A 24,812-nucleotide genomic window follows, 5' to 3' on the forward strand; every position below is an offset into this window, starting at 1 on the left:
AAGGAACCCGCTCCATGTGCCTGATCGTCTTCGCCTGGCGCCCCGGCCACCCACAGCCGCTGGTGCTGGCGGCCAACCGCGACGAGTTCTACAACCGCCCCAGCCAGGCCCTGGCCGAGTGGCCGGATGCACCGGGCGTGTATGCCGGGCGCGACCTGCAGGCCGGCGGCACCTGGCTCGGGGTAAGCGCCGACGGGCGCTTCGCCGCCCTCACCAATATCCGCGACCCGCGCCAGACCCAGGGCCCGCGTTCGCGCGGCGAGCTGCCGGTGGACTTCCTGCGCGGCCAGCTGACGCCGCTGGACTACCTCAGCCAGGTCTGCGGGCGGCTCGACCAGTACAGCGGCTTCAACCTGCTGCTGGGCGATCGCCACGCGCTGTACTTCTTCAACTCCGACGAGGGCCAGCCGCGGCAGCTGGAGGCCGGCCTCTACGGCCTGTCCAACGCCGACCTGGACACGCCCTGGCCCAAGGTGCTGCGCGCCACCGCCTACCTTGCCGAAGCCCTCGACGATGCCCAGCCGCATGCCCTGCTGGAACTGCTGCGCGACCGCAGCCAGCCGCCCCGGGTGCTGCTGCCGGATACCGGTATCGGCGTGGACTGGGAACTGCTGCTGTCGAGCATCTTCATCGTCGGCCCGGGCTACGGCACCTGCGCCAGCAGCGCCCTGCTGCTCGGCGCCGATGGCCGGGTGGAACTGGTCGAGCGCAGCTACGACAGCAGCGGCCAGACCTGCGGCGAAACGCAGGTACGCCTGCCCGCCTAGTCGCTCACCGCGAAGCGCGCGCTGAGGCCGCCCAGGCGCCGGGCCAGGTCGCGCAGACGGGCGCTCTCGCTATCCAGCATGCCGGCGTCGCCGGCATTGCGCTCGGCCACCTGTTGCACACTGCCAAGGTGCTCGCTGACCTCGCCGCTGACAGCCGACTGCTCATGGGTAGCGGCGGCGATCAGCTCGTTCATCTGGCTGATCGCGGCAATCTCCTCGGCCACCACTTCCAGCAGCTCGGCCGTGCGCCGGCTGTCCTCGACGCAGCGGGCCACGCTCTGCCGGCTGTCCTGCATGGCGCTGGCGGCCTGGCGGCTGCCGTGCTGCAGGCGGCCGATGATGTCCTGGATCTCGGCAGTGGAGGCGGCGGTCTTCTGCGCCAGGTTGCGCACCTCGTCGGCCACTACGGCGAAGCCGCGGCCCTGGTCGCCGGCGCGCGCCGCCTCGATGGCGGCATTCAGGGCGAGCAGGTTGGTCTGCTCGGCGATCGTGCGGATCACCTCCAGCACCCGGCCGATCTGTTCCGACTGGCGGGCCAGATCCTGCACTTCCTGATCGGTGCCATCGATGCGCTCGGCCAGGCGCACGATCTCGTTGCGCGTACCGCTGACCGCCGTGCTGCCATCGGCGGCCCGGCCATTGGCCGCGCGCGCCGTCTGCGCGGCGCGCTCGGCATGCCCGGCCACTTCGTTGATGGCGCCGCTCATCTGCTGCATGGCGCTGGCCATGTAGGCGGTCTCGTCCAGCTGGCGCGCCGCGCCGTCACGCAACTGGCGGGTGGCCTGGCCCAGGCTGTCGGCCGTCCCGCTGAGGCCGCGGGTATCGCCGACCACCTCGCTGACCAGTTCGTCGAGCAGGCCGAGGAAATGGTTGAGGCGCTTGGCCAGCGGGCCACTGGCCTGGCTGCGATGGCGCAGGTCGACGCGATCCTCGTGCTCGGTGAGGTAGGCGACCACCTGCATCAGCGCCTCGCCCTCGCGGGCCTCGGCGTAGGCCTGGAGCGCCAGGTAGATGAGGATGGCGCTCTCCAGCACCACGTAGAAGGCATGCAGGAACACCACCGGCCAGGTGCCGTCGCGGATCACGAAGACTCCGGCGCCCTGTTGCTGGAGGGCGAAGAACACCAGGTGATGCACCGCAATCAGCCCGGCCGCGACCACGATCGGCAGCCAGTCGCGGTAGTACACCAGAAAAGCGAGGAAGACGAAGATGCCGAAGTGGATCTCGGCGGTGCCGCTGGCCAGGTTGATGTGCAGCGCCGACATGACCATGAACGCCGCCGCCATGCAGCAGCGCATCAAGCGCCGGCCGGCGATCAGTTGGTTGAGCAGGGTCAGGGTCAGCACCGTGCCACCGCCCACCAGCAGCGCCTGCAGCCAGCGGTCATGCCAGGCAGCCAGGCCGAGGGCATAGAGGAACATCAGCCAGAGCACGCCGAGCATGATGCGGTCGGCTTTGCGGTAATGACCATCGAGGGTAAAGGCGGAGTGGCTCATGGCGGCGTCCCGGGCAAGGGCTCATCCTGAGCAGGCGTTGCAGATAGTTGTACAGAATATACTAATTGTACAACTTAAGAAGACCCTGGCTAGCGCCGCAAGCCCAGCTCAATCCCGCTCGCCATCCGCCCAGGGACAGAAGCAGCCGACCGCCAGGTTGCTCTCGGCGCGCACCGGCCGGCCGGCGCTCAGGGCCTCGAGGATCGGCTCGATGAAGCTGTTGCTGGAGGTGCACAGCGCCCCCTCGCTGTAGGGGCCGAAGTAGGCCAGGCGGCCGTCGCGATCCCAGATCGCCACCGCCGGGCTGGCCGGCAGGCCGGTGCTGCCGGGTAGCTCGGCCAGCGGCTTGAGCGCCTGCAGGTTGTCCGGCAGGCGCCCGTGGCTGCCGGGCTTCTGCACGGCATAGAACGCGACGCCGCGCGGCACGTAGGTCTGCAGCAGCTCGCCGAGGTGCTGCTGGTTGCCGACATTGCACGGGCAGGCCGGATCCCAGAAGTGCACCACGCGAATCGGCCCCGGCCCGGCCAGTTCGTCCGGCAGGCGCAGCTCGGCCCCGGAGAACAGGGTGGCCTGGTCGGCGAACGGGCGGATGTAGCGCACCTCGAACCACCAGTAGGCGGCCAGCATGGCCGCCAGCCAGAGAACGGCAAGCAGGCTGGCGAGAAGGGTCTTGCGGCGCGAGGCAGGCATGGCGGACAGTCGAATGGCGGGCGCATAGCTTGCCACGACGGCCGCCGCAGCTGAATATCCACAGCCTGAACGCCTTGCCGAGCCCTGCCATGACCGCCATGCCCAGCCTGATGCCGGAGCCTTTCCAGGCCGAACGCCTGTGTGCCGAACTGCTGCCCCTGGCCGCCTCCAGCCTGCCGCCCAGTGCCGAACAGCTGGCCTACCAGCGCCATTACGGCCTGGATCTGGGCACGCGCCACCCGGGGCTGCGCAGCCGCCTGGGCTGCTTCACGGTGGACGGCCTGCGCATCGTCAGCCAGCTGTGGCAGCCGGCCGCGCCCAAGGCCACGCTGATCCTGCTGCACGGCTACTACGACCATATGGGCCTGTACCGCCACGTGATCGACTGGGCGCTGGGCGAGAACCTCGCCGTGCTGGCCTGCGACCTGCCCGGCCATGGCCTGTCCGAGGGAGCCCGGGCCAGCATCGACGACTTCGCCGCCTACCAGCGCACCCTGCAGGGGCTGTTCGCCGAGGCTGCCAGCCTCGACCTGCCGCAACCCTGGCACCTGTGCGGGCAGAGCACCGGCGGGGCGATCCTGCTGGACTTCCTGCTGCTCGGCCAACCGCGCCCCGAGCCCGGCGCCTGCATTCTCCTGGCGCCGCTGGTGCGCCCGCGCGCCTGGGCCATGAGCAAGCTCAGCTACCACCTGCTGAGCCCGTTCAAGGCGGAAATTCCCCGGCGCTTCTCGGCCAACTCCGGCGACACGGAGTTCCTCGACTTCGTCCAGCACCGCGACCCGCTGCAGCCGCGTACCCTGCCGACCGCCTGGGTCGGCGCCCTGGCCAGGTGGATTCCACGCCTCGAGGCGGCGCCGCGCAGCCCGCTGCAACCGCTGGTGGTGCAGGGCGATGCGGACATGACGGTGGACTGGCGGCACAACCTGAAGGTGCTGCAGGACAAGTTCGACCAGCCGCAGATTCTGCATCTGCCCGGCGCCAAGCATCATCTGGCCAACGAAAGCGCGGCGATCCGCCAGCGCTACTTCGCCTTTCTCAGCGAGCGACTCAGGTAGGCCCACTACCCCCACTCCGTCGTCCTCGCGCAGGCGGGGCCCCAGAGAAGCTTCAGCCAAAACCGAGATAAGCAGTGCGTGGAATTACGCCCGCTGGATCCCCGCCTACGCGGGGATGACGGGCTTAAAAATCCTGCAGTGGCCCGACACAACGCAGCTGCTCAGCGCAGTGAAAGACTCTACTGCGCGGCCAGACCGGCGCGCAGCGAGGCCAGGGCGGCCTGGTAGTAGGCCTTGCCGTCGGCGGATTCGGCGAAGGTGGTGAACTCTTCCAGCTCCGGATCGGACAGCTCGCGGTAGACATGCAGCAGGGTGTTGTCGATATCACCCTCGATCTGCGCCATCAGGCGCTCGCGCTGGCCCTGCACCAGGGCCTGGGCCTGCTCGCCGCCGAACAGGCCGGGCACCATCGAACTCAGGCTGTCGGCCGCTACCCCGGCCAGGGCCAGACTGACCTCGGCGCCGGCTTCCTTGGCCGGCAGGGCCTGGGCCAGATGGCGGATCAGCAGGCGCCGGGTGGCATCGGCGTCGGTGCGCGGCAGGCCGTTGGCATGCTGGGCCAGTTGATCGCGGCGGGTGGCCCGGGTCTCGGCGGCAACAATCTTGCGCCCCAGTGGCGAGTCGAAGAAGCGCAGCGCCGCCTGCGGATTGGCCAGCTTCCCGCGCAGCGCCGCCTGGCTGCGCTGCTCCATGGCCTGCGGGGCGAAGCGGCGATTGCTGTTGTCCACCAGCGCCTGATACACCGCTGGCGGCAGGCTCTTGCTGTAGCGCTGCTGGGCACCGGCCAGGGCATCGGCGAAATGCGCGTTCTGCTCCGGCCAGCCGGCGGCCTGGTACAGGCGCTGATAATCGTCGGCCATGGCAGTGAAGCTGCACAGCAGCATGAAGCAAGCAAGAACGAAACGCATGAAGAACTCCTGTCTGGCGCGGCTATTGTCGGGGCCACCGCTGGCCTTGTCGAGGCGCGGCACTGATAGAATCGCGGCATGCACAACGACCTTCTCACCCAGCAGCTGCCGCAGATCATCGACGACCTGGCCACCCGTGGCTGGTCGCAGCTGGACAATTTTCTGCCCCAGACTCTGACCCTCGAACTGGCCGAAGAGTGCCGTGCCCGTGCGCAACGTGGTGCCCTGGCGCCCGCCGGCGTCGGTCGCGGCCAGGCCCTGGCCGTGCGCGAAGGCGTCCGCGGCGACCGCATCGAGTGGCTGGAAGTGGGTCAGCAGCCGGCCTGCGACCAGTACCTGGCGGCCATGGACGCCCTGCGCCAGGCCCTCAACCAGGCGCTCTACCTGGGCCTGGAGGACTACGAGAGCCACTTCGCCCTGTATCCGCCCGGCGCCTTCTACCAGAAACACCTGGATCGCTTCCGCGACGACGACCGGCGCACCCTGTCGGCGGTGTTCTACCTCAATGACGACTGGCAGGCCGCACAGGGCGGCGCCTTGCGCATCTACCCGGGCGACGGCGCGCCGCAGGATCTGCTGCCCTGCGCCGGCCGCCTGGTACTGTTCATCTCCGCCGAGCTGCCCCACGAAGTACTGCCGGCCACCCGCGAACGCCTGTCACTGACCGGCTGGTTCCGCCGGCGCTAGAGGAGAGCAACATGGAAAAGCTGCTGGTCAGCCGCTGCCTGCTCGGCCACAAGGTGCGCTACGACGGTGGCGCCCACGGCCCGTACGACCTGCTGCAGCAGTGGCAGGACGAGGGGCGCATCGTCGCCCTGTGCCCGGAAGTGGCCGGCGGCCTGCCAACCCCGCGCCCGCCAGCGGAGATTCCTGGCGGTCAGGGCGTGCAGGTACTCGATGGCAGTCGACCGGTGCTGACCGACCTAGGCATGGATGTCACCGCCGAGTTCGTCGCCGGCGCCGAGATCGCCCTGCGTCTGGCCCGGCAGCACGGCCTGCGCGTCGCCGTGCTCAAGGCACGCAGCCCGTCCTGCGGCAACCTGCAGAACTACGACGGCAGCTTCAGCGGCAACCTGGTCGCGGGCGAAGGGGTCACCGCCGCCCTGCTGCGCCGCAACGGGGTCAGGGTGTTCAACGAAACCCAGCTGGCCGAGGCCGCCGCCGAGCTGGCGCGCCTGGAACAGGGCAGCTGATCGGCTGGCGCCACGGAACCCGCCGCTTCACCTAAGGTCAGTGCTGGACACCCCCGAAAGGAACCTGCCATGACCTCTCTGCGCCCGCTTGCCCTCGCTGCCCTGTTTGCCATCACCCCGCTCGCCGCCCTGGCGGAAATGCCGCGCACGGCAGCCCCGGCCGGCGCCCAGGTGTACTTCATCGAACCACTCGACGGCGCCACGGTCGGCCAGACCTTCACCGTCAAGTTCGGCCTCAAGGGCATGGGCGTGGCCCCGGCCGGAGTCGACATGCCCGCCACCGGCCACCATCACCTGCTGGTGGATGGCACGGAACTGCCGGCGATGGACATGCCGCTGCCGATGAACGACCAGGTGCGCCACTTCGGCAAGGGCCAGACCGAAACCGAAATCACCCTGTCGCCCGGCAAGCACACTTTGCAGCTGCTGATCGGCGACAAGAACCACGTGCCGCTCGATCCGCCGGTGATTTCGGAAAAGATCAGCATCACCGTGAAATAAGCGGCTCGACCTAGCAAACGGAAACGAAAAAGGGAGGCCGAAGCCTCCCTTTTTCTTGCAGTGCGCGGCTCTTAGAACAGAACGCGGCTGCGGATGGTACCGGTGACGTGCTGCAGTTTTTCCAGGGCCAGGTCGGAGTACTCGGCGTCGACGTCGATCACCACGTAGCCGACCTTCTCGTTGGTCTGCAGGAACTGGCCGGAGATGTTGATGCCGTTGTCGGCGAACACCTTGTTGATCTCGCTCATCACGCCCGGCACGTTCTCGTGGATGTGCAGCAGGCGGTGCTTGCCCGGGTGCGCCGGCAGGGCCACTTCGGGGAAGTTGACGGACGAGACGGAAGTACCGTTGTCGCTGTACTTGACCAGCTTCTCGGCCACTTCCAGGCCGATGTTGGCCTGGGCTTCGGCGGTGGAACCACCGATGTGCGGGGTCAGGATCACGCGATCCAGGCCACGCAGCGGGCTCTCAAACTCTTCGTCGTTGGATTTGGGTTCGACCGGGAACACGTCGATGGCAGCGCCGATCAGGTGCTCATCCTTGATCGCGGCGGCCAGGTGCTCCAGCTCGACCACGGTGCCGCGGGCGGCGTTGATCAGGATGCCGCCCTTCTTCATGGCGCGGATTTCCTTCTCACCGATCATCCACTGGGTGGACGGCAGTTCCGGCACGTGCAGGGAGACGATGTCGGCCATGCCCAGCAGCTCGTGCAGGTTGCCCACCTGGGTGGCGTTGCCCAGCGGCAGCTTGGTCACGGTGTCGTAGAAGAACACCTGCATGCCCAGGGCTTCGGCCAGCACGGAGAGCTGGGTGCCGATGGAGCCGTAACCGACGATACCCAGCTTCTTGCCGCGGATTTCGAAGGAGTTGGCCGCCGACTTGATCCAGCCACCGCGATGGCAGGAGGCGTTCTTCTCGGGGATGCCGCGCAGCAGCAGGATGGCCTGGGCCAGAACCAGCTCGGCAACCGAGCGGGTGTTGGAATACGGGGCGTTGAACACGGCGATGCCGCGCTCGCGAGCGGCATTCAGGTCGACCTGGTTGGTACCGATGCAGAAGCAGCCAACGGCGACCAGCTTCTTGGCACAGTCGAAGACCTCGGCGGTCAGCTGGGTGCGCGAGCGGATACCGATGAAGTGGGCGTCGGCGATCTTTTCTTTCAGCTCGTCATCCGACAGCGCGCCCTTGAGGTACTCGATGTTGCTGTAACCGGCGGCCTTCAGGGTGTCGACGGCATTCTGGTGCACGCCTTCCAGCAGAAGGAACTTGATCTTGCTCTTGTCGAGAGAGGTCTTGCTCATCGGAGTACCTGTTGTCCCACGAATAGTGTCAGGAAAAGCGTCAGCGGCGTTGCTGACCGGGCCCGCAGATCGGTGCGGGGGCACGATTCACGGGGGGCGTATGCTAGCATACGAGCCCCGCGAAACACCCACCCCTGGCCGATGAAGCGTGCTCAGGGTGACCATGAATTGTTTGAGAGTTCCCCAGATGACCAATCCTGCCCTGATCGAAGTGCTGAAGACCCTGGTCGAGCCCGGCAAAGTGCTCACCGATGCCGACTCCCTGAATGCCTACGGCAAGGATTGGACCAAACACTTCGCCCCGGCACCGTCCGCCATCGTCTTCCCCAAGACCATCGAGCAGGTGCAGGCCATCGTCCGCTGGGCCAACGAACACAAGATCGCCCTGGTGCCGTCGGGCGGCCGCACCGGTCTGTCCGCCGCCGCCGTCGCCGCCAATGGCGAAGTGGTAGTGGCCTTCGACTACATGAACCAGATCCTCGAATTCAACGAGTTCGACCGCACCGTGGTCTGCCAGCCGGGCGTGGTGACCAAGCAGCTGCAACTGTTCGCCGAAGACAAGAACCTGTACTACCCGGTGGACTTCGCTTCCGCCGGCTCCAGCCAACTTGGCGGCAACATCGGCACCAATGCCGGCGGGATCAAGGTCATTCGCTACGGCATGACCCGCAACTGGGTGGCCGGCCTGAAGGTCGTCACCGGCACCGGCGAGCTGCTCGAGCTGAACCGCGACCTGATCAAGAACGCCACCGGCTACGACATGCGCCAGCTGTTTATCGGCGCCGAAGGCACCCTGGGCTTCGTGGTCGAAGCCACCATGCGCCTGGAGCGCGCGCCGAAGAACCTCACCGCCATGGTGCTCGGCACCCCGGACTTCGACTCGATCATGCCGGTGCTGCATGCCTTCCAGAACAAGCTCGACCTGACCGCCTTCGAATTCTTCTCGGACAAGGCCCTGGCCAAGATCATGGCCCGCGGCGACGTGCCGCCGGCCTTCGAGACCGACTGCCCGTTCTATGCCCTGCTGGAATTCGAGGCCACCACCGAGGAAGTCGCCGAGCAGGCCCTGGCCACCTTCGAGCACTGCGTCGAGCAGGGCTGGGTGGTCGACGGAGTGATGAGCCAGAGCGAGCAGCAGCTGCAGAACCTGTGGAAGCTGCGCGAGTACATCTCCGAGACCATCAGCCACTGGACGCCGTACAAGAATGACATCTCGGTCACCGTGGGCCAGGTGCCGGCCTTCCTCCACGATATCGACCGCATCGTCGGGGAAAACTACCCGGACTTCGAAGTCATCTGGTTCGGCCACATCGGCGACGGCAACCTGCACCTGAACATCCTCAAGCCGGAAAACCTGTCCAAGGACGAGTTCTTCGCCAAGTGCGCCATCGTCAACCAGTGGGTGTTCGAGACCGTACAGAAGTACAACGGCTCGATCAGCGCCGAGCACGGTGTGGGCATGACCAAGCGCGACTACCTGCACTACAGCCGCTCCGAGGCCGAGATCGGCTACATGAAGGCGATCAAGCAGGTGTTCGACCCGAACGGGATCATGAACCCGGGCAAGATTTTCCCGCTCTGAGCCTTTAGCTCCCCTCCCCCCATGGGAGAGGGGCCGGGGGTGAGGGATTGCCAGGCCACACCAGGCCGCCTGAGGCGCCCTCACCCTGACCCTCTCCCGGAGGGAGAGGGAATCAACGCCTTATCCGAGGAGTGGCCCGTGAGCTACCAGCACCAGTACATCGATGGCACGCCGATCCACTTCAGCCTGGGCAAGGTGGTCTGCGTCGGCCGTAACTACGCCGAGCATGCCAAGGAGCTGAACAACCCGATCCCGGCCGAGCCGCTGCTGTTCATCAAGCCCGGCAGCTGCACCGTGCCGCTGAACGACGGCTTCGCCATTCCGCAGGATCGCGGCGTGGTGCACTACGAGGCGGAAATCGCCGTGCTGATCGGCAAGCCGCTGTCGAAGAAACCCTCGGTGGAAGAAGTGCGCGATGCCATTTCCGGCTTTGCCCCGGCCCTCGACCTGACCCTGCGCGACGTGCAGGCCAAGCTCAAGGAAAAGGGCCTGCCCTGGGAGCTGGCCAAGTCCTTCGACGGCGCCTATGTGCTGGCACCGTTCGTCGCCGGCGATGCCTACGCCGACCTGGCCGACATCGGCATCCGCCTGTCGATCAACGGCGAAGTGCGCCAGGACGGCAACAGCCGCGACATGCTCAACCCGATCATCGGCCTGATCCAGCACATCGCCGGGCACTTCAGCCTGCAGCCAGGCGACGTGATCTCCACCGGCACCCCGGTCGGCGTCGGCCCGCTGCACAGCGGCGACAGCCTGGAAATTGCCCTGGGCGGTCAGGAAAGTTTCGCCAGCCGAGTACTGTGATAGAGTCCCCGCTCCCCCCAGCGGAAGGGGCGGAGTGGGGACATTGCCTTCACGGCCATTTCACAGAACTTTCACTCGAGCCGAGTAGTCTCAGGGACTCGTGCCAATCGAGCCGCCCCGATGCCCTTTTCCGCCCGCCTGCGCCGTTCCTGGTTATCCCTGAGCCTGACCGTGCTGCTGGCCGCATCGGCCGCCACCGTCAATTACCTGCACTGGGATGACCGTGCCCTGCTCTGGTTCAAGGAGCACAGCCTGCCGAACGCCGAGCGCGTGGCCAGTATCTGGCTGCCCGGCTACCACGTCACCCTGCAGGGCAAACCGCTGGCCGGCCTGGAAAACGACGAAGCTTCGGATCTGGCCTATAACCCGGTCACCGGCACCCTGTTCACCGTCACCGGCAAGACTCCCATGCTGGTGGAACTGAGCCGTACCGGCGAAGTGCTGCGGCGCATCGCCCTGAAAGGCTTCGCCAACCCGGAAGGAGTGGCGGTGCTGGAAAACGGCAATATCGCGGTGACCGATGAGCGCAAGCGCAGCCTGTCGATTTTCGAGCTGGATCCACTGACCCGCGAACTCAACCTGGCCGACGCCCACCCCTTCGACCTGGGCTTCCCCGATTCCGGCAACAAGGGCTTCGAAGGCATCGCCTGGGATCCGGCGCAGGGTCGCCTGCTGCTGGGCAAGGAGCGCGAACCCACTGCCATGTTCAGCCTCAGCAGCGACGGCAACCAGCATCTCGGCGCCGCCCTGCAGCCACTGCCCGATTACGGCCTGGGGATGCGCAACCTGTCGGCCCTCAGCGTCGACCCGCGCACCGGGCACATCCTGGTGCTGTCGGCGCAGTCCAACCTGTTGCTGGAACTGGATGAGCACGGCCAGCCGCTGAGCTTCATCAGCCTGCTCGGCGGCATGAACGGCCTGGACAAGCGCATCCCGCGTGCCGAAGGCGTAGCCATGGACGAGGAAGGCACCATCTACATGGTCAGCGAGCCGAATCTGTTCTACGTGTTCCGCAAGGGCGACGCCCAAGCGGCACACCAGGCCGACCTCGGCTTCACCCACAGCATGCTGCACATCCGCGGCCTGGTGGCCCGCTAAGCGGATCGCAGCGCCCCGCCCTTCACCTGAGTCGGTGCAGAGCGGGGAACCTGGCCAGTCACCCAGGCCTCATGCCTGGACGCTGTCGAAGCCCTGCAGCACGTTGATCGCGTTGATGCCGATCTCCTCCACCGCATAGCCACCTTCCATGACGAACAGGGTCTGCAGGCCAAGCTTGCCGATGGTCTCGCCCATGCGCAGGTAGTCCGGGCTGTCCAGCTTGAACTGGGAGATCGGGTCTTCCTTGAAGGTATCCACTCCCAGCGACACGATCAGCACATCCGGGCCGTAGGCAGCGATCTGCCGGCAGGCGGCGGCCAGGGCCAGGCTCCACACCGACCAGTCGCTGCCGGCAGCCAGCGGGTAGTTGAAGTTGAAGCCCTCGCCCACGCCCACGCCCTTCTCGTCGGCATAGCCGAGGAAGAACGGATACTCGAAGCGCGGATCGCCGTGGATCGAGGTAAACAGCACGTCGGCGCGGTCGTAGAAGATGTCCTGGGTGCCATTACCGTGGTGGTAGTCGACATCGAGGATGGCCACCCGCGCGGCGCCCTGATCCAGGCAGGCCTGGGCGGCGATGGCGGCGTTGTTGAAGTAGCAGTAGCCGCCCATATAGTCGGCGGCGGCGTGGTGGCCTGGCGGCCGGCACAGCGAGAACACCCCGCGCGCGCCCTTGGCCAGCTCGGCCTGGCCGGTCAGCGCCACGTTCACCGAGCTGCTCACCGCCTGCCAGGTGCCGGCGGTGATGGGTACGCCGGCGTCGAAGCTGTAGTAGCCGAACTTGCCGTCGATGCAGTCCGGGATGGTCTGGCGCAGGCGGCGGTTGGGCCAGGTGAACGGCAGCATGTCGTAGTCGCGGCCCATGGCCTGCCATTCGGCCCAGGCGCCCTTGAGAAAATGCACGAAGCCGCTGTCGTGGACGCGCAGGATCGGCTCCAGACCGAATTCGCGCGGCGCCGCCACGCCCCCCAGGTTCACCTTCTGCGCCCGCGCCAGCACCATGTCGGCGCGGCTGGGCTTCTCGAAGCAGGGGGTGAGCTGGCCATCGATCAGTTCGAACTTGCCGTGGTGCAGGTGATGGTCGTCGCTATAAATCGTCAGCATGCAAAACTCCCCGGACTCCACTGGAGCCCGTGTATGGCAGGAAAAAAGCGGGAGGCGGCCAGGCGCCTCCCGAGGTTGCGGCTTATTTCTTCAGCTTGGTCCAGACCTTGCTGCGCAGCGCCAGGGACTTCGGCGAGCAGAGCTTGAACGGGCGCAGACGGTCGAGCTTGTCGGCCGGGGTGTTGATCGCCGGGTCATCGAACAGCGCCTTGTCCATGAACTTCTCGGAGCCGGCGATGGCGTTGTGGTACTTGGCGAAGTTGGAGGCGGCGGCGATGTTCTCCGGCTGCATCATCCAGTTGATGAACACATGGGCCTCGGCCACGTTGGTGGCGCCCTTGGGAATCACGAAGTTGTCGATGAAGGTGGAGATGCCTTCCTTCGGATAGACATAGACCAGCGAGCCGCGCTGCTCCTTGGCGCGGTGAAAGGCGCCGTTCCACTGCTGGTGCATGGCCACTTCACCGGCCGCCATGCGCTCGATGGTGCCGTCGCTGTTGTACATGGCCAGCATGGGCTTCTGCTTGAGCAGTAGCTCCATCACCTTCTTCATGTCCTGTGGGTCTTCGGTGCAGCGGTCGACGCCCAGGTAGAAGGCCGCCGGCGGAAACAGGTCATCCATCGAGTTGAGCGCCACCACCTTGCCCTTCAACTCGGCCGGCGGGGCGAAGAACGGGCCCCAGCTCTCGTCCAGTTTGCCGCCCGGCACCTGGGCGCTGTCATAGCTGTAGCCGGTGGTGCCCCACAGGTAGGGCACGCTGTAGTCGTGGGCCGGGTCGTAGTCGAGCTTCTGGAAGGTCGGCGCCAGGTTGGCCATGTTCGGCAGCTTGCTCTTGTCGAACTTCTGCAGCAGGTCTTCCTGCACCATGATCTGGATGAAGCTGTCCGACGGCACCACCACGTCGTAGTTGCCGCCACCGGCCTTGAGCTTGGCCAGCAGGGTCTCGTTGGAGTCGTAGGCGTCGAGGGTGGCCTTGATGCCGGTGTCGGCCTCGAACTTCTTCAGCAGCTCCGGCGGGTAGTAGTCCGACCAGTTGGCGAAGTTCAGGCTGCCGGCGGCCTGGGCCGCGCCGGACAGGCCCATGGCGAGCACAACGGAAAGCGCGAGCGGGGTACGACGAATCATGGTCTGGCTCCTTGCGATTGTTGTGGGGCTCAGCGCTTGCGCTGGCCGAGGTAGTACGACAGCACGACGAACAGAATCGAAAGCACGAGGATGATCGAGGAAATCGCATTGATCTTCGGCGATATACCCATGCGAATAGAGCTGAAGATGTAGATCGGCAGGGTGGTCGAGCCGGCCCCGGCAACGAAGTAGGTGATGACGAAGTCGTCCATCGAGATGATGAAGGCCAGCATCGCCCCGGACAGAATCCCCGGCATCAGCAGCGGGAAGCTGATCTTCCAGAACGCCCGCCAGGGCGAGGCGTACAGGTCGGCGGCGGCCTCCAGCAGGCGCGGATCCATGCCCTGCAGGCGGGCGCGGATCGGCATGTAGGCGAACGGCGTACAGAACACGATGTGCGCGATAAGGATGGTGAACAGCGACAGCTTGAGGCCGATAAAGGCGAAGAACATCAGGATCGCCACCGCGCAGACGATGTCCGGCACCAGCAGCGGCAGGCCGAGAATGCCCTGCAGCAGGCCCTGGCCACGGAAGCGCGGGCCGTGCATGCCGAGCGCCGCCAGGGTCGCCAGGCAGGTGGCGATCAGCGTGGCCAGGCAGGCCACGGTCAGCGAGTTCTTCGCCGCGCGGACGATCTCCGCGTCATTCGCCACCACGCTGTACCACTTCAGGCTGAAACCATCCCACAGAGTCGCCGACTGGCCGCCGTTGAAGCTCAGCACCACCAGCACGATGATCGGGATATAGAGGAAGGCGAAGAACAGCCAGGCCATCGGCCGCACACCGGTGAAGCGCCACAGCGAGCCCTGCAGGTTCATACGCGTACCTCCGCCTGGTTACGCTGACGCAGGGCATTGCCCAGCAGGGCCAGCAGCACCAGGCTGAACAGGGCGAAGGCCAGCGCCGAACCGAGCGGCCAGTTGTGCGCCGAGCCGAACTGCAGCTGCACCAGGTTGCCGATCATCAGCGACTTACCGCCACCGAGCAGCTCGGGAATGATGTAGTTGCCCAGCGCCGGGATGAACACCAGGGTGGTGCCGGCCAGCATGCCCGGCAGCGCCAGCGGCAGGATCACCCGCTTGAGCGCCTGGAAGCGGTTGGCGCCGAGGTCGAAGGCGGCCTCCACCAGGCGCCAGTCGAGCTTCTCCAGGCTGGTGTAGATCGGCAGCACCATGAACGGCAGGAAGGTGTAGAGCAGGCCGATCATCACCGCCCAGTCGCTGTAGAGAATGCCCAGCGAGCCTTCCGGCACGCCGAAGAAACCGAGGAAGCCGTCCACCAGCCCGCCGTTACGCAGCAGCAGCATCCAAGCGTAGACGCGCACCAGCAGGTTGGTCCAGAACGGCACAGTGACCAGCAGCATCAGCAGGTTGCGCTTCTTCTCGCTCTGCAGCGCCAGGTACAGCGCGGTGGGAAAGCCGATCAGCAAGCAGCCGGCAGTGGTGCCCAGGGCCAGCCACAGCGAGCGCTCGAAGATGCTGATGTAGTCGGTGTTGAACACCAGGCTGTCGTCGAAATCGCGCTCGTAGAAGAAGCTGACATAGGCCTCGGTGGAGTACTGCCCCCACTTCACCCCGCCGTATTCGCCGGCCTGGAGGAACGACACCAGCAGCATGATGCCCAGCGGCGCCAGCAGGAACACGCCGAGCATCAGCATGCTCGGGCTGATCAGGCCCAGCCGGCGCAGAACCTGGCGGCGGGCGGCAAGCAGGCGTGGGCTGCTCATTCGGTGAGCACCCGTACGGCCGCGGCCGGCACCTCGATGCCCACCTTGCTGCCGCGCGCCAGCACCTCGCGGGCGCCGCAGCGGTTCTGCTGGCGCACGCGGAAGCCGGACTGGCCGGCGACCTTGAGCAGGTACAGGGTATCGGTGCCGATGTAGACCACCTCCTCCACTTCGCCCTGCAGGTTGCCGGACTCGCTCAGCGTCACCCGCTCCGGGCGGATCGCCAGGGTCACCGGAGTGGTCTGCCCGCACGGCACGCTGAGCAGCTGGCCATCGGCCAGGCGCACGCCGCCGGCGAAGGGATCGGCGGCGAGGAAGTTGGTCTCGCCGATGAAGTCGGCCACGGCACGATTGACCGGGCTTTCGTAGATCTCGTTGGGCGTGCCGACCTGGAGGATGCACCCCTTGCTCATCACCGCGATGCGGTCGCTCATGGTCAGCGCTTCTTCCTGGTCATGGGTGACGAAGATGAAGGTGATGCCGGTCTCGGCCTGCAGGCGCTTGAGCTCGATCTGCATCTCCTTGCGCAGCTTCATGTCCAGCGCGGAGAGCGACTCGTCGAGCAGCAGCACCCGCGGCCGGCTGGCCAGCGCGCGAGCCAGGGCGATGCGCTGCTGCTGGCCGCCGGAGAGCTGGTCGGCGCGGCGGTTGCCGACGTCGGGCAGCTTCACCAGTTCGAGCATGCGCCGCACCGTCTCGGCGATCTCGGCCTTGGGCTTGCCCTGCATCTCCAGGCCGAAGCCGATGTTCTGCGCCACCGTCATGTGCGGGAACAGCGCGTAGCTCTGGAATACCGTGTTGACCGGGCGGCGAAACGGCGGCAGCTCCTGCATCGGCTCGCCATACAGGCGGATCACCCCGGCGCTGGGCTGCTCGAAACCGGCGATCAGGCGCAGCAGGGTGGTCTTGCCGCAGCCGGACGGGCCAAGCAGGGTGAAGAACTCGTTGTCGCCGATCTCCAGGGAGATATCGTCGAGCGCCTTGGTGGCGTGCCCGGAGGCGCCGAATTCCATGCTCAGGGATTCGACCGAGATCGCGCAGGTCATTCGCAATTAACTCCTAACCAATTGTTTTTATTGGTAATTAATGGGGAGTCAGAAAACCCGGAAGGGACATGCGATTGATTCTAGGCAGCGCCAGGCGCGGCGCAGAACGATAGTTTCGGACAAAAGGGGATAATTGCGGCCAAGTTGCGCCCGGCAGCCGCAGCACAGGCCGAACGCCGCCCACGCCGCTGCACCAGCGGCTACGGGCTGGCGCGGTGCAGGCGGCGGGGAATGTCTAGCGGCGCAGCTCGCTCGGCGCCAGGCCGCTCCAGCGCTGGAAGGCATGGCGGAAGCTGGCGGTCTCGCTGTAGCCGAGCTGCTCGGCGATCAGGTAGATCGGCAGGTCGGTGGTCAGCAGCAGCTGGCGCGCCTTGTCGTAGCGCACCTCGTCGAGCAGCAGCTGGAAGCTGGTATTGAGCTGCTGCAGGTGGCGGCGCAGGGTGCGCTCGGAGCGGTGCAGGCGGGTCGCGACACGCTCCAAAGTGGAGCATTCGGTCAGGTCTCCAGCCAGCTGCTGGCGAATCAGATCGCGCAGATCGTGGCGGCTGTGCAACTGCGCCTCCAGCTGCATGCACTGCTGCAGGCCCTGCTGGTGGCTGACCGGGTCGGCCAGCGGCAGCGGACGCTCCAGCAGGCACGGGTTGAAACACAGGGCATTGCGCCCGGCGGAGAACTCCACCGGGCAGCCGAGACGTTCGGCGTAGCTGGCGGCATGCGCCGGCGCCGGATAGGCCAGCAGCAGGCGGCGCGGGCGCACCGACTCGCCGAGCAGATCCTGCACCACGGTCAGCAGCGAAGTCAGGCACAGCTCGGTGTTGAACAGCGCCATGGCGGGGTCGTAGCGATAACCGCTGGCGCTCAGCTGCACCTCGTCGCCGACGGCCTGCAGCTCGAGCTGGAAGTAGGTGCCGAGCAGCGCCGGGTGGGCGATGGCCAGCTGCAGGGCCTGGCCCAGGGTGCGACTGGCGAGCATGGTGTAGCCGAGGATGCCGTAGGCCGAGACGTGCATGCACTTGCCCAGGCTCAGGCCCAGCGCGGCATCGCGGCTATAGCCATAGGCGTTGGCCAGCACCCGCAGCTCCTGGGCGTGGTTGACCAGACGGGTGGGGTTGGCCAGCTCGGCGGCCGCGATACCGCTGCCCTCGAGCACCTGCTCGGCCGCTACGCCACTACGACCCAGAGCCTGCACGGCCATGGCAACGGTGTGCAGGGTGGTTAAAACGCGCTGTTCCGGTAACAGTGACATGCCCCCTCGCCCTCCCAGTGGCGATTGGTAACTCGGTTAAGCTTCAATTCAGCTGGCCCTGTTGTGATGCCAGACTTCAGCCCGAGACATTTCCCTATGCGACCTTTCAGCAAACCCACGCTCCTGCTGCTGGCCTTCCTTGGCGCGCTGCTGATTGCCCTGGCAATCGCCGCGCAGCAGTGGCGTCTGTTCGAGCGGGGTCTGTTCATGCTGCAAGAATGGCGCCACGCCGCCGAATGGCGCGACAAGTCGATCTGGCTGCCGGACTACCGTGCCACCGTGCAGGCGCAGCCGATCGAGGGGCTCAGGGATGTCTCGGCGCTGACCTTCGATCCGGATCGGCGCAGCCTGTTTACCGTGACCAACAAGAACTCCGAGATCGTCGAGCTGGCCCTCGACGGTCGCGTGCTGCGCCGCGTGCCCATCGTCGGCTTCGGCGACCCGGAGGCCATCGAGTACATCAGCCGCGATGTCTACGTGGTCACCGACGAGCGCGAGCAGCGCCTGTTCCGCGTGCACCTCAGCGCGGACACCGCCTTCGTCGACGCCGCCGACTCCGAGCAGCTGTCCCTGGGCATCGGTCGCAACGGCAACAAGGGTTTCGAGGGCCTGGCCTTTGATGCCGCCAACCACCGCCTGTTCGCCGCCAAGGAGCGCGACCCGGTGCAGATCTACGAGATCCACGGTTTCCCGCACAGCAACCCGGACAAGCCGTTCGCCGTGCACGTGGTCGACGACCCGGAGCGCGACGCCCGCCTGTTCGTGCGCGACCTGTCCAGCCTCGACTACGACGGCCACACCGGGCACCTGCTGGCGCTGTCGGACGAGTCGCGCCTGGTACTGGAGATCAACTCCGATGGGCGGCCGATCAGCAGCCTGTCGCTGCTCGCCGGTCAGAGCGGCCTGAGCGAGGGCGTGCCGCAGGCCGAGGGGGTAGCGATGGATGACCATAACCGCCTGTATGTGGTCAGCGAGCCGAACCTGTTCTACGTGTTCGAGAAACAGGCGGCGCAGTAGGACGGGGCAACCCGCGCGAGCAGGCAACGCGGGGCACCCGCCCTGCTCCGGTCAACTGTCGTCCTGCAGGCTCGCGCCCGGCGCGCTGTTCTTCACCGACTCGGTACCGGCCTTGGCGCTGGCCTCGCTGGCGTACAGCTGGCTCTGGCCGATCACCTGGCCATTGGTCGCCTTGAGCACGAAGTGATACTTGCCGCCGGCGGCCGCCTTGACCTCGAAGGCGCCGTCGCGCTGGGCGTTCTTGCGCACCGACTCGATGCCGTCCAGGGCTGAGGGCTTGGCCTTGTACTGTTCGCTACTGAGGATGATCTCGCCGTTGCCGGCCAGCAGGTTGAAATGGAACTGCTCGTTGCTGGCTTTCTTCAGGTGGAATTTGCCGGCCATGATCCGACTCCTGTCGTGGGGGAGCCCTAAGCCTAGACGCTCGCCAACCACCCGACAGAACCGCCGGTAAGCCGGCCTAGGCCGGATTGAGCTGCGCCCGCAGCAGGTCGCGGAAGGTCTGGATCAGCGGCTCGCGCCCACGCCCGCGGCGCAACACCAGGGAGAACGGCGCCTGGTAGCCGAAGGTGGTCGGCAGCAGCACCTTGAGCCGGCCCTGCTCGACCCAGGGCTGCGCGTAGTGCTCCGGCAGGTAGCCGATATAGGCGCCGGACAGCACCAGGATCAGCTGCGCCTCCATCGACTCCACCGTCGCTGCGCTGTGCTTGAAGCCGTGCCGGGCCAGCTCGCTCTGGCTCCAGTAGCCGCGGCCGACCATGCGCTGCTGGGTAATCACCTCGGCGGGGATCCGCCGCTGGTCGAACAACGGGTGGCGGTCACTGCAATACAGCCAGTGCTGCTCGCGGTACAGCGCCTGGTAGGTGAGGCCGTTCATCCGTGTGTAGAAGGCGCCGATGGCCAGATCCAGGCGGTTCTCCAGCACCGCCAGCTGCAGCTCGGCCGGGCTCATCACCGCCAGGTGCAGGTGCACAGCCGGGTGCTCCTGGCTGTGCGCACCGATCACTTCGGCCAGCGGCAGCGCCGGGTCGCTCACCGTGGAATCCAGCACGCCGAGGTTGAGGGTGCCGCGCAGCTCGCCCTTGAGCGCCGCCGAATAACGCTCGAAGCCTTCCAGCTCGGCCAGCAGGCGCAAGGCTTCCTGGTGGAACAGCTCGCCCTTGCTGGTCAGGCTGAAACCGCCGCGGCCGCGATGGCACAGGCTCAGGCCCAGCTGGCTTTCCAGCTGGCTCATGTAGGTGCTGATCGCCGAGGTCGACAGGTTCAGCTCCTGCTGGGCGGCGGCGAAACCCTGGCAGCGCACCACGGTGGCGAAGATGCGCAGCAGCTTGATATCGGGCAGGGCGAGGGTCATCGGCGGTCTCCGGCGGACATGCCTTCAGGCTGCCATTAGTTTAGAAATTTCTGAACTAATTATTTCACCGCAGCGATTCTTCCTGCGGCGATTCGCCGCAAGAATCCGGCCCATGCCTTGCCCCGGGACTCGCTCCCCGTGGCTCTAAATTACAACCACAACACCGTGAGGCCACCCCGTGGACAAGATCCTCCACCAGCCCCTGGGCGGCAATGAAATGCCCCGTTTCGGCGGCATCGCCACCATGATGCGTCTGCCCCATATCCAGAGCACCGAAGAGAAGCGCCAGCTCGACGCGGCCTTCGTCGGCATCCCCCTGGATATCGGCACCTCGCTGCGCTCCGGCACCCGCTTCGGCCCGCGTGAAATCCGCGCCCAGTCGGTGATGATCCGCCCGTACAACATGGCCACCGGCGCCGCGCCGTTCGACTCGCTGAACGTGGCCGATATCGGCGACGTGGCGATCAACACCTTCAACCTGCTCGACGCCGTGCGCATCATCGAAGAGGCCTACGACGAGATAGTCGAGCTCGACATCAAGCCGTTGACCCTGGGCGGCGACCACACCATCACCCTGCCGATCCTGCGCGCCCTGCACAAGAAGTACGGCAAGATCGGCCTGGTGCATATCGACGCCCACGCCGACGTCAACGACCACATGTTCGGCGAGAAGATCGCCCACGGCACCACCTTCCGCCGCGCCCAGGAAGAAGGCCTGCTCGACAGCGAGCGCGTGGTGCAGATCGGCCTGCGCGCCCAGGGCTACACCTCCGAGGACTTCAACTGGAGCCGCAAGCAGGGCTTCCGCGTGGTGCAGGCCGAAGAGTGCTGGCACAAGTCGCTGGAACCGCTGATGGCGGAAGTACGCGAAAAAGTCGGCGGCGGCCCGGTGTACCTGTCGTTCGACATCGACGGCATCGACCCGGCCTGGGCGCCCGGTACCGGCACCCCGGAAATCGGCGGCCTGACCACCATCCAGGCCATGGAAATCATCCGTGGCTGCCAAGGCCTGGACATCATCGGTGGCGACCTGGTCGAGGTCTCCCCGCCCTACGACACCACCGGCAACACCTCGCTGCTGGGCGCCAACCTGCTCTACGAAATGCTCTGCGTCCTGCCGGGAGTGCAGCGCAAATGAGTGCCGTGCAACAGGTTCTGCAGGCCGCCGAACAACTGGTGGCGGCCTTCGCCCGCAACGACAGCGAGGCCTACTTCGCCGCGTTCAGCGCCGATGCCAGCTTCCTCTTCCACACGCACCCCGAGGTGCTGCCCTCGCGCGCGGCCTACCGTGAACTGTGGGACAGCTGGCAGCGCGACGGCTTCCGCGTACTGGGCTGCGCCTCGAGCAACCCGCAGGTGAGCCTGCAGGGCGATGTGGCGATCTTCACCCATGACGTCGCCACCCGCCTGCAGCTGGGCGGCGAGCAGATCGACAGCCTGGAGCGCGAGACCATCGTGTTCCGCCAACAACAAGAACAGGGCCGTTGGCTGGCCTGCCACGAGCACTTGTCGGCCATGCCGCAGCAGCTGCCGCCAACCTGATTCAGTCCCGGAGAGTGTCATGCATAACAACAATAAGCAGAACGCCATCACGCAGATAGAAACCTTCGGGGTCGAACAGATCCCGAGCCACGAGCGTCACGCCAAGCCGCTCGACCTGTTCCGCCTGATCTTCGGCGGCGCCAACACCTTCTCCACCGCCGTGCTCGGCAGTTTCCCGGTGATCTTCGGCCTGTCGCTCCAGGCTGGTGCCTGGGCGATCCTGCTCGGCGTGCTGGTCGGTTCGCTGATCCTCGCCCCCATGGGCCTGTTCGGCGCCCTCAACGGCACCAACAACGCGGTCTCGTCCGGCGCCCACTTCGGTGTGCACGGGCGCATCGTCGGCTCGTTCCTCTCGCTGCTCACCGCCATCGCCTTCTTCTCGCTGTCGGTGTGGAGCTCGGGCGATGCCCTGGTCGGCGGCGCCAAGCGCCTGTTCGGCCTGCCGGAAACCGACCTCAGCCTGGGCCTGGCCTACGGCCTGTTCGCCGTGCTGGTGCTGGTGGTGTGCATCTATGGCTTCCGCTTCATGCTGTGGGTCAACAAGATCGCCGTATGGGCCGCCAGCCTGCTGTTTCTGCTCGGTGCCGCGGCCTTCTTCGGCCCGTTCGACGCCAGCTATGCCGGCAGCGTGCAGCTCGGCCAGCCGGGCTTCTGGGCCGCCTTCATCGGTGCCGCCCTGCTGGCCATGAGCAACCCGGTGTCGTTCGGTGCCTTCCTCGGCGACTGGTCGCGCTACATCCCGCGTGAGGCTTCGCAGAAACGCATCATGGCCGCCGTGATCGGCGCCCAGCTGGCCACCCTGATCCCGTTCTTCTTCGGCCTGATTACCGCCAGCATCGTCGCCCTGCGCGCCCCGGACTACATCGCCAGCTACAACTACGTCGGCGGCCTGCTGGCCGTGTCGCCCACCTGGTTCTTCCTGCCGGTGTGCCTGATCGCGGTGATCGGCGGCATGTCCACCGGTACCACTGCGCTGTATGGCACCGGTCTGGACATGTCCAGCGTGGTGCCGCGCCTGCTCAACCGGGTGCAGGCCACCCTGCTGATCGGCGTGCTGTCGATCAGCTTCATCTTCATCGGCCGCTTCGCCTTCAACCTGGTGCAGAGCGTGTCGACCTTCGCCGTGCTGATCATCACCTGCACCAGCCCGTGGATGGTGATCATGCTGCTCGGCCTGCTGACCCGTCGTGGCCACTACCACGCCGACGACCTGCAGGTGTTCACCCGCGGCCAGCGCGGCGGTGCCTACTGGTTCCACCACGGCTGGAACTGGCGCGGCATGGGCGCCTGGGTGCCCAGCGCGGTGGTCGGCCTGTGCTTCGTCAACCTGCCGGGGCAGTTCGTCGGCCCGCTCGGCGAACTGGCCGGCGGCATCGACATCAGCCTGCCGGTCACCCTCGGCCTGGCCGCCGTGCTCTACCTGGCGCTGCTCACGCTGTTCCCGGAACCGGCCGACGTCTACGGCCCGCAAGGCCCGCGCTGGATCAAGGCGGGCAAGCTGCTCAAGCAACCCATCACTCAGGCCACCCCTGAGGCTGCATAACAAGAAATGGCTTTTCCCTGTACTGCCAAATAAACAATGCATCTAGCCTGGAGTTACCGATGAACAAACGCCCCCTGCAACTGGCCAGCGCTGTACTGGCCGCCACCCTGAGCACCGGCCTGCTGGCCGCCGACAAGCCGTCCTTCGTCGCGTCGGGCAGCTTCCAGGTGTGCTCCGACCCGACCTATCCGCCGATGGAGTTCTTCGAGCAGGCCGGCGCCAAGGAGCCGAGCGGCTTCGACACCGACCTGATCCGCGCCCTGGCCAAGCACTGGGGCGTGCAGCCGCGCTTCATCGTCACCGAGTTCACCGGCCTGCTGCCGGGCCTGGAGGCCAAGCGCTGCGACGCAGTGATCAGCGGCGCCCTGATCACGCCCGAGCGCACCCAGAAGCTGAATGCCGTGGGCTACCTGGCCACCGCCACCGTGGTGTTCGGCAGCGGCAAGAGCGAGCTCAAGCTGAACACCCTGGATGACCTGTCCGGCAAGGTCGTGGCCGTACAGTCGGGCACCCAGTACGTGGCCATCATGGAGAAGCTCAACGCCGACCTGAAGGCCGCCGGCAAGACCCCGGCCACCCTGCAGACCTACCCCAAGGGCAGCGACGTGGCCCAGCAGGTACTGGTCGGCCGCGCCGCCGCCGGCCTGTCCCAGGACACCGAGCTGGCCTACCGCGAGCTGCAGACCCCGGGCCAGTTCAAGACCCTGTACAGCTTCCCGGAGAAGGACATCTTCGGCGCCTACATGCGCCCGGATGCGGCCGACAAGGCCGCCGTGCAGGCTGCCGTGGACGCACTGAAAGCCGATGGCACGCTCAAGGCCATCGCCGAGAAGTGGAAGCTCGATCCGGCCAACCTGGCCCCCGCCCAGTAAGGCCGCACGCCCGCCCGGCAACGGGCGGCTTCAGTCCGCTCCAGTGTGCCCGCCCGGTCGTGGCGGGCACTCGCTTCCCTTCATGCAGGACACGCACATGAACTTCGATGTTGCCGTCTTCTGGGACGCCCTGACGTCCTACCATTTCTTCAAGGGCGCCTGTATCACCCTGCTGCTGGCCCTGCTGGCGCACTCGGTGGGCATCCTCATCTCGATCCCCGCCGCCCTCGCCCTGGACGGCCCGAACAACCCGGCCCGCGCCACCCTGCGCGGCATCCTCAGCGTCTTCCGCGGCGCACCGACCCTGCTGCAGCTGCTGTTCGTGTGGAACGCCCTGCCGCAGTTCTTCCCGATTTTCCGCGAGGAATGGTTCACCCCGTTCTTCGCCGCCTGGATCGCCCTGTCGATCAACGAGGCGGCCTACCAGGTGGAGATCAACCGCGCCGCGCTGAAATCCGTGGATCGCGGCCAGTACGCCGCCGGCCATGCGCTGGGCCTGTCGCGCTGGCAGATCTTCCGCTACGTGATCATGCCGCAGGCCGCGCGCATCGCCATTCCGCCGACCTCCAACGAATTCATCACCCTGCTCAAGATCACTTCGCTGGCCTCGGTGATCTCCCTGCAGGAACTGATGGCGGTGACCTCGCAAACGGTCTCCACCACCTTCCAGTTCTCCGAGTACTACGCCGTCGCCCTGGTCTACTACCTGGCCATGGTTTACACCCTGACCTGGCTGCAGGGCGGCCTGGAGCGGCGCCTGTCGTGGGACTCGGTGGCCGTCGCCGCCTCCCCGGTGGGCCTGGTGCAACGTACCCTGGCGCGCATGCGCCGTATCTGAGGA

26 protein-coding genes are annotated in these 24,812 nt (G+C 66.5%); 14 read left to right on the plus strand and 12 right to left on the minus strand.

Features of this window, described 5'->3' with window-relative positions:
• Positions 1 to 14: 14 nt before the first annotated feature.
• Complete coding sequence (locus A9179_RS20840) at positions 15 to 767, plus strand: NRDE family protein (RefSeq protein ID WP_187808104.1); 753 nt, start codon at positions 15 to 17, stop codon at positions 765 to 767.
• On the opposite strand, the gene A9179_RS20845 is transcribed toward A9179_RS20840, so the two are convergent.
• Positions 764 to 2,263 (minus strand): methyl-accepting chemotaxis protein, encoded by a 1,500-nt coding sequence (locus A9179_RS20845; RefSeq protein WP_187808105.1) that lies wholly within the window; start codon positions 2,261 to 2,263, stop codon positions 764 to 766. The two genes, A9179_RS20840 and A9179_RS20845, sit on opposite strands and share 4 nt — an antisense overlap.
• A gap of 108 nt (positions 2,264 to 2,371) precedes the next feature.
• Positions 2,372 to 2,953: a DUF6436 domain-containing protein gene (locus A9179_RS20850; protein WP_187808106.1), complete on the minus strand. Its 582-nt coding sequence runs from the start codon at positions 2,951 to 2,953 to the stop codon at positions 2,372 to 2,374.
• 110 nt (positions 2,954 to 3,063) lie between these two features.
• Between A9179_RS20850 and bipL the strand changes: the two genes are divergently transcribed.
• Entirely contained in the window at positions 3,064 to 4,008 is a 945-nt protein-coding gene (gene bipL / locus A9179_RS20855) for a phospholipase BipL (RefSeq protein ID WP_187808645.1), read from the plus strand.
• A gap of 179 nt (positions 4,009 to 4,187) precedes the next feature.
• Here bipL and A9179_RS20860 read toward each other — a convergent pair whose 3' ends face one another.
• Positions 4,188 to 4,916, minus strand: a complete 729-nt coding sequence (locus tag A9179_RS20860; protein ID WP_187808107.1) for a DUF2059 domain-containing protein — start codon at positions 4,914 to 4,916, stop codon at positions 4,188 to 4,190.
• A 78-nt stretch (positions 4,917 to 4,994) separates the two neighbouring features.
• Here A9179_RS20860 and A9179_RS20865 point away from each other — a divergent pair, with 78 nt between their 5' ends.
• From A9179_RS20865 to A9179_RS20875, 3 genes are all read left to right on the plus strand, one after another.
• Positions 4,995 to 5,603 carry a 2OG-Fe(II) oxygenase gene (locus A9179_RS20865; RefSeq protein ID WP_187808108.1) on the plus strand — a complete coding sequence of 203 codons (609 nt, stop codon included), beginning with the start codon at positions 4,995 to 4,997 and terminating at the stop codon, positions 5,601 to 5,603.
• 11 nt (positions 5,604 to 5,614) lie between these two features.
• On the plus strand, positions 5,615 to 6,109 hold the full coding sequence (locus A9179_RS20870) for a 2-thiouracil desulfurase family protein (RefSeq protein ID WP_187808109.1): 495 nt from the start codon (positions 5,615 to 5,617) through the stop codon (positions 6,107 to 6,109).
• A 69-nt stretch (positions 6,110 to 6,178) separates the two neighbouring features.
• Positions 6,179 to 6,610, plus strand: a complete 432-nt coding sequence (locus tag A9179_RS20875; RefSeq protein WP_187808110.1) for a DUF4399 domain-containing protein — start codon at positions 6,179 to 6,181, stop codon at positions 6,608 to 6,610.
• Between the two features lie 71 nt (positions 6,611 to 6,681).
• Here the strand turns inward: A9179_RS20875 and serA are convergent, their stop codons facing one another.
• Entirely contained in the window at positions 6,682 to 7,911 is a 1,230-nt protein-coding gene (gene serA, locus A9179_RS20880; protein ID WP_187808111.1) for a phosphoglycerate dehydrogenase, read from the minus strand.
• A 187-nt stretch (positions 7,912 to 8,098) separates the two neighbouring features.
• On the opposite strand from serA, the gene A9179_RS20885 reads away from it, so the two are divergent.
• The 3 genes from A9179_RS20885 to A9179_RS20895 all read left to right on the plus strand — a co-directional run bounded on the left by A9179_RS20885 (position 8,099) and on the right by A9179_RS20895 (position 11,395).
• Positions 8,099 to 9,493: an FAD-binding oxidoreductase gene (locus A9179_RS20885; protein ID WP_187808112.1), complete on the plus strand. Its 1,395-nt coding sequence runs from the start codon at positions 8,099 to 8,101 to the stop codon at positions 9,491 to 9,493.
• Between the two features lie 138 nt (positions 9,494 to 9,631).
• Complete coding sequence (locus A9179_RS20890; protein WP_187808113.1) at positions 9,632 to 10,297, plus strand: fumarylacetoacetate hydrolase family protein; 666 nt, start codon at positions 9,632 to 9,634, stop codon at positions 10,295 to 10,297.
• 120 nt (positions 10,298 to 10,417) lie between these two features.
• The gene (locus A9179_RS20895) at positions 10,418 to 11,395 is read left to right on the plus strand and encodes an SdiA-regulated domain-containing protein (protein ID WP_187808114.1); all 978 of its coding nucleotides are present in this window, start codon (positions 10,418 to 10,420) and stop codon (positions 11,393 to 11,395) included.
• Positions 11,396 to 11,464: 69 nt separating this feature from the next.
• Here the strand turns inward: A9179_RS20895 and A9179_RS20900 are convergent, their stop codons facing one another.
• The 6 genes from A9179_RS20900 to A9179_RS20925 form a co-directional block, all read right to left on the minus strand.
• Positions 11,465 to 12,499 carry a histone deacetylase family protein gene (locus tag A9179_RS20900; RefSeq protein ID WP_187808115.1) on the minus strand — a complete coding sequence of 345 codons (1,035 nt, stop codon included), beginning with the start codon at positions 12,497 to 12,499 and terminating at the stop codon, positions 11,465 to 11,467.
• Between the two features lie 82 nt (positions 12,500 to 12,581).
• A complete protein-coding gene (locus A9179_RS20905; RefSeq protein WP_187808116.1) occupies positions 12,582 to 13,625 on the minus strand; it encodes an ABC transporter substrate-binding protein in 1,044 nt (347 codons plus the stop codon).
• 29 nt (positions 13,626 to 13,654) lie between these two features.
• Positions 13,655 to 14,443, minus strand: a complete 789-nt coding sequence (locus A9179_RS20910; protein ID WP_187808117.1) for an ABC transporter permease — start codon at positions 14,441 to 14,443, stop codon at positions 13,655 to 13,657.
• Positions 14,440 to 15,351 carry an ABC transporter permease gene (locus A9179_RS20915; protein WP_187808118.1) on the minus strand — a complete coding sequence of 304 codons (912 nt, stop codon included), beginning with the start codon at positions 15,349 to 15,351 and terminating at the stop codon, positions 14,440 to 14,442. Before A9179_RS20915 ends, A9179_RS20910 begins: the two co-directional genes overlap by 4 nt.
• Positions 15,348 to 16,397 carry an ABC transporter ATP-binding protein gene (locus A9179_RS20920; RefSeq protein ID WP_187808119.1) on the minus strand — a complete coding sequence of 350 codons (1,050 nt, stop codon included), beginning with the start codon at positions 16,395 to 16,397 and terminating at the stop codon, positions 15,348 to 15,350. Before A9179_RS20920 ends, A9179_RS20915 begins: the two co-directional genes overlap by 4 nt.
• A 235-nt stretch (positions 16,398 to 16,632) precedes the next feature.
• Positions 16,633 to 17,643 carry an AraC family transcriptional regulator gene (locus A9179_RS20925; protein ID WP_187808120.1) on the minus strand — a complete coding sequence of 337 codons (1,011 nt, stop codon included), beginning with the start codon at positions 17,641 to 17,643 and terminating at the stop codon, positions 16,633 to 16,635.
• Positions 17,644 to 17,739: 96 nt separating this feature from the next.
• On the opposite strand from A9179_RS20925, the gene A9179_RS20930 reads away from it, so the two are divergent.
• Entirely contained in the window at positions 17,740 to 18,660 is a 921-nt protein-coding gene (locus A9179_RS20930; RefSeq protein ID WP_187808121.1) for an SdiA-regulated domain-containing protein, read from the plus strand.
• A 51-nt stretch (positions 18,661 to 18,711) separates the two neighbouring features.
• Here the strand turns inward: A9179_RS20930 and A9179_RS20935 are convergent, their stop codons facing one another.
• The gene (locus tag A9179_RS20935) at positions 18,712 to 19,044 is read right to left on the minus strand and encodes a YegP family protein (protein WP_187808122.1); all 333 of its coding nucleotides are present in this window, start codon (positions 19,042 to 19,044) and stop codon (positions 18,712 to 18,714) included.
• Positions 19,045 to 19,120: 76 nt separating this feature from the next.
• Entirely contained in the window at positions 19,121 to 20,014 is an 894-nt protein-coding gene (locus tag A9179_RS20940; RefSeq protein WP_187808123.1) for a LysR family transcriptional regulator, read from the minus strand.
• Between the two features lie 178 nt (positions 20,015 to 20,192).
• Between A9179_RS20940 and speB the strand changes: the two genes are divergently transcribed.
• From speB to A9179_RS20965, 5 genes are all read left to right on the plus strand, one after another.
• Complete coding sequence (gene speB, locus A9179_RS20945; protein WP_187808124.1) at positions 20,193 to 21,152, plus strand: agmatinase; 960 nt, start codon at positions 20,193 to 20,195, stop codon at positions 21,150 to 21,152.
• Complete coding sequence (locus A9179_RS20950) at positions 21,149 to 21,556, plus strand: YybH family protein (RefSeq protein WP_187808125.1); 408 nt, start codon at positions 21,149 to 21,151, stop codon at positions 21,554 to 21,556. The genes speB and A9179_RS20950 overlap by 4 nt, the downstream gene beginning before the upstream one ends.
• Before the next feature lie 19 nt (positions 21,557 to 21,575).
• Positions 21,576 to 23,099 (plus strand): purine-cytosine permease family protein, encoded by a 1,524-nt coding sequence (locus A9179_RS20955; protein ID WP_187808126.1) that lies wholly within the window; start codon positions 21,576 to 21,578, stop codon positions 23,097 to 23,099.
• 59 nt (positions 23,100 to 23,158) lie between these two features.
• Positions 23,159 to 23,971 carry a transporter substrate-binding domain-containing protein gene (locus A9179_RS20960; RefSeq protein ID WP_187808127.1) on the plus strand — a complete coding sequence of 271 codons (813 nt, stop codon included), beginning with the start codon at positions 23,159 to 23,161 and terminating at the stop codon, positions 23,969 to 23,971.
• A 97-nt stretch (positions 23,972 to 24,068) separates the two neighbouring features.
• Complete coding sequence (locus A9179_RS20965; protein ID WP_187808128.1) at positions 24,069 to 24,809, plus strand: amino acid ABC transporter permease; 741 nt, start codon at positions 24,069 to 24,071, stop codon at positions 24,807 to 24,809.
• The last annotated feature ends 3 nt before the right edge of the window (positions 24,810 to 24,812 follow it).

It is taken from the genome of Pseudomonas alcaligenes (assembly GCF_014490745.1).
GTDB lineage: Bacteria > Pseudomonadota > Gammaproteobacteria > Pseudomonadales > Pseudomonadaceae > Aquipseudomonas > Aquipseudomonas alcaligenes_C.

Bases quoted from the DNA above. Each gene is read 5' to 3' on its own strand.
- A9179_RS20840 (WP_187808104.1), top strand. From the start codon at position 15: ATGTGCCTGATCGTCTTCGCCTGGCGCCCCGGCCACCCACAGCCGCTG.
- A9179_RS20845 (WP_187808105.1), bottom strand. From the start codon at position 2,263: ATGAGCCACTCCGCCTTTACCCTCGATGGTCATTACCGCAAAGCCGAC.
- A9179_RS20850 (WP_187808106.1), bottom strand. From the start codon at position 2,953: ATGCCTGCCTCGCGCCGCAAGACCCTTCTCGCCAGCCTGCTTGCCGTT.
- bipL (WP_187808645.1), top strand. From the start codon at position 3,064: ATGCCGGAGCCTTTCCAGGCCGAACGCCTGTGTGCCGAACTGCTGCCC.
- A9179_RS20860 (WP_187808107.1), bottom strand. From the start codon at position 4,916: ATGCGTTTCGTTCTTGCTTGCTTCATGCTGCTGTGCAGCTTCACTGCC.
- A9179_RS20865 (WP_187808108.1), top strand. From the start codon at position 4,995: ATGCACAACGACCTTCTCACCCAGCAGCTGCCGCAGATCATCGACGAC.
- A9179_RS20870 (WP_187808109.1), top strand. From the start codon at position 5,615: ATGGAAAAGCTGCTGGTCAGCCGCTGCCTGCTCGGCCACAAGGTGCGC.
- A9179_RS20875 (WP_187808110.1), top strand. From the start codon at position 6,179: ATGACCTCTCTGCGCCCGCTTGCCCTCGCTGCCCTGTTTGCCATCACC.
- serA (WP_187808111.1), bottom strand. From the start codon at position 7,911: ATGAGCAAGACCTCTCTCGACAAGAGCAAGATCAAGTTCCTTCTGCTG.
- A9179_RS20885 (WP_187808112.1), top strand. From the start codon at position 8,099: ATGACCAATCCTGCCCTGATCGAAGTGCTGAAGACCCTGGTCGAGCCC.
- A9179_RS20895 (WP_187808114.1), top strand. From the start codon at position 10,418: ATGCCCTTTTCCGCCCGCCTGCGCCGTTCCTGGTTATCCCTGAGCCTG.
- A9179_RS20900 (WP_187808115.1), bottom strand. From the start codon at position 12,499: ATGCTGACGATTTATAGCGACGACCATCACCTGCACCACGGCAAGTTC.
- A9179_RS20905 (WP_187808116.1), bottom strand. From the start codon at position 13,625: ATGATTCGTCGTACCCCGCTCGCGCTTTCCGTTGTGCTCGCCATGGGC.
- A9179_RS20910 (WP_187808117.1), bottom strand. From the start codon at position 14,443: ATGAACCTGCAGGGCTCGCTGTGGCGCTTCACCGGTGTGCGGCCGATG.
- A9179_RS20915 (WP_187808118.1), bottom strand. From the start codon at position 15,351: ATGAGCAGCCCACGCCTGCTTGCCGCCCGCCGCCAGGTTCTGCGCCGG.
- A9179_RS20920 (WP_187808119.1), bottom strand. From the start codon at position 16,397: ATGACCTGCGCGATCTCGGTCGAATCCCTGAGCATGGAATTCGGCGCC.
- A9179_RS20925 (WP_187808120.1), bottom strand. From the start codon at position 17,643: ATGTCACTGTTACCGGAACAGCGCGTTTTAACCACCCTGCACACCGTT.
- A9179_RS20930 (WP_187808121.1), top strand. From the start codon at position 17,740: ATGCGACCTTTCAGCAAACCCACGCTCCTGCTGCTGGCCTTCCTTGGC.
- A9179_RS20935 (WP_187808122.1), bottom strand. From the start codon at position 19,044: ATGGCCGGCAAATTCCACCTGAAGAAAGCCAGCAACGAGCAGTTCCAT.
- A9179_RS20940 (WP_187808123.1), bottom strand. From the start codon at position 20,014: ATGACCCTCGCCCTGCCCGATATCAAGCTGCTGCGCATCTTCGCCACC.
- A9179_RS20950 (WP_187808125.1), top strand. From the start codon at position 21,149: ATGAGTGCCGTGCAACAGGTTCTGCAGGCCGCCGAACAACTGGTGGCG.
- A9179_RS20955 (WP_187808126.1), top strand. From the start codon at position 21,576: ATGCATAACAACAATAAGCAGAACGCCATCACGCAGATAGAAACCTTC.
- A9179_RS20960 (WP_187808127.1), top strand. From the start codon at position 23,159: ATGAACAAACGCCCCCTGCAACTGGCCAGCGCTGTACTGGCCGCCACC.
- A9179_RS20965 (WP_187808128.1), top strand. From the start codon at position 24,069: ATGAACTTCGATGTTGCCGTCTTCTGGGACGCCCTGACGTCCTACCAT.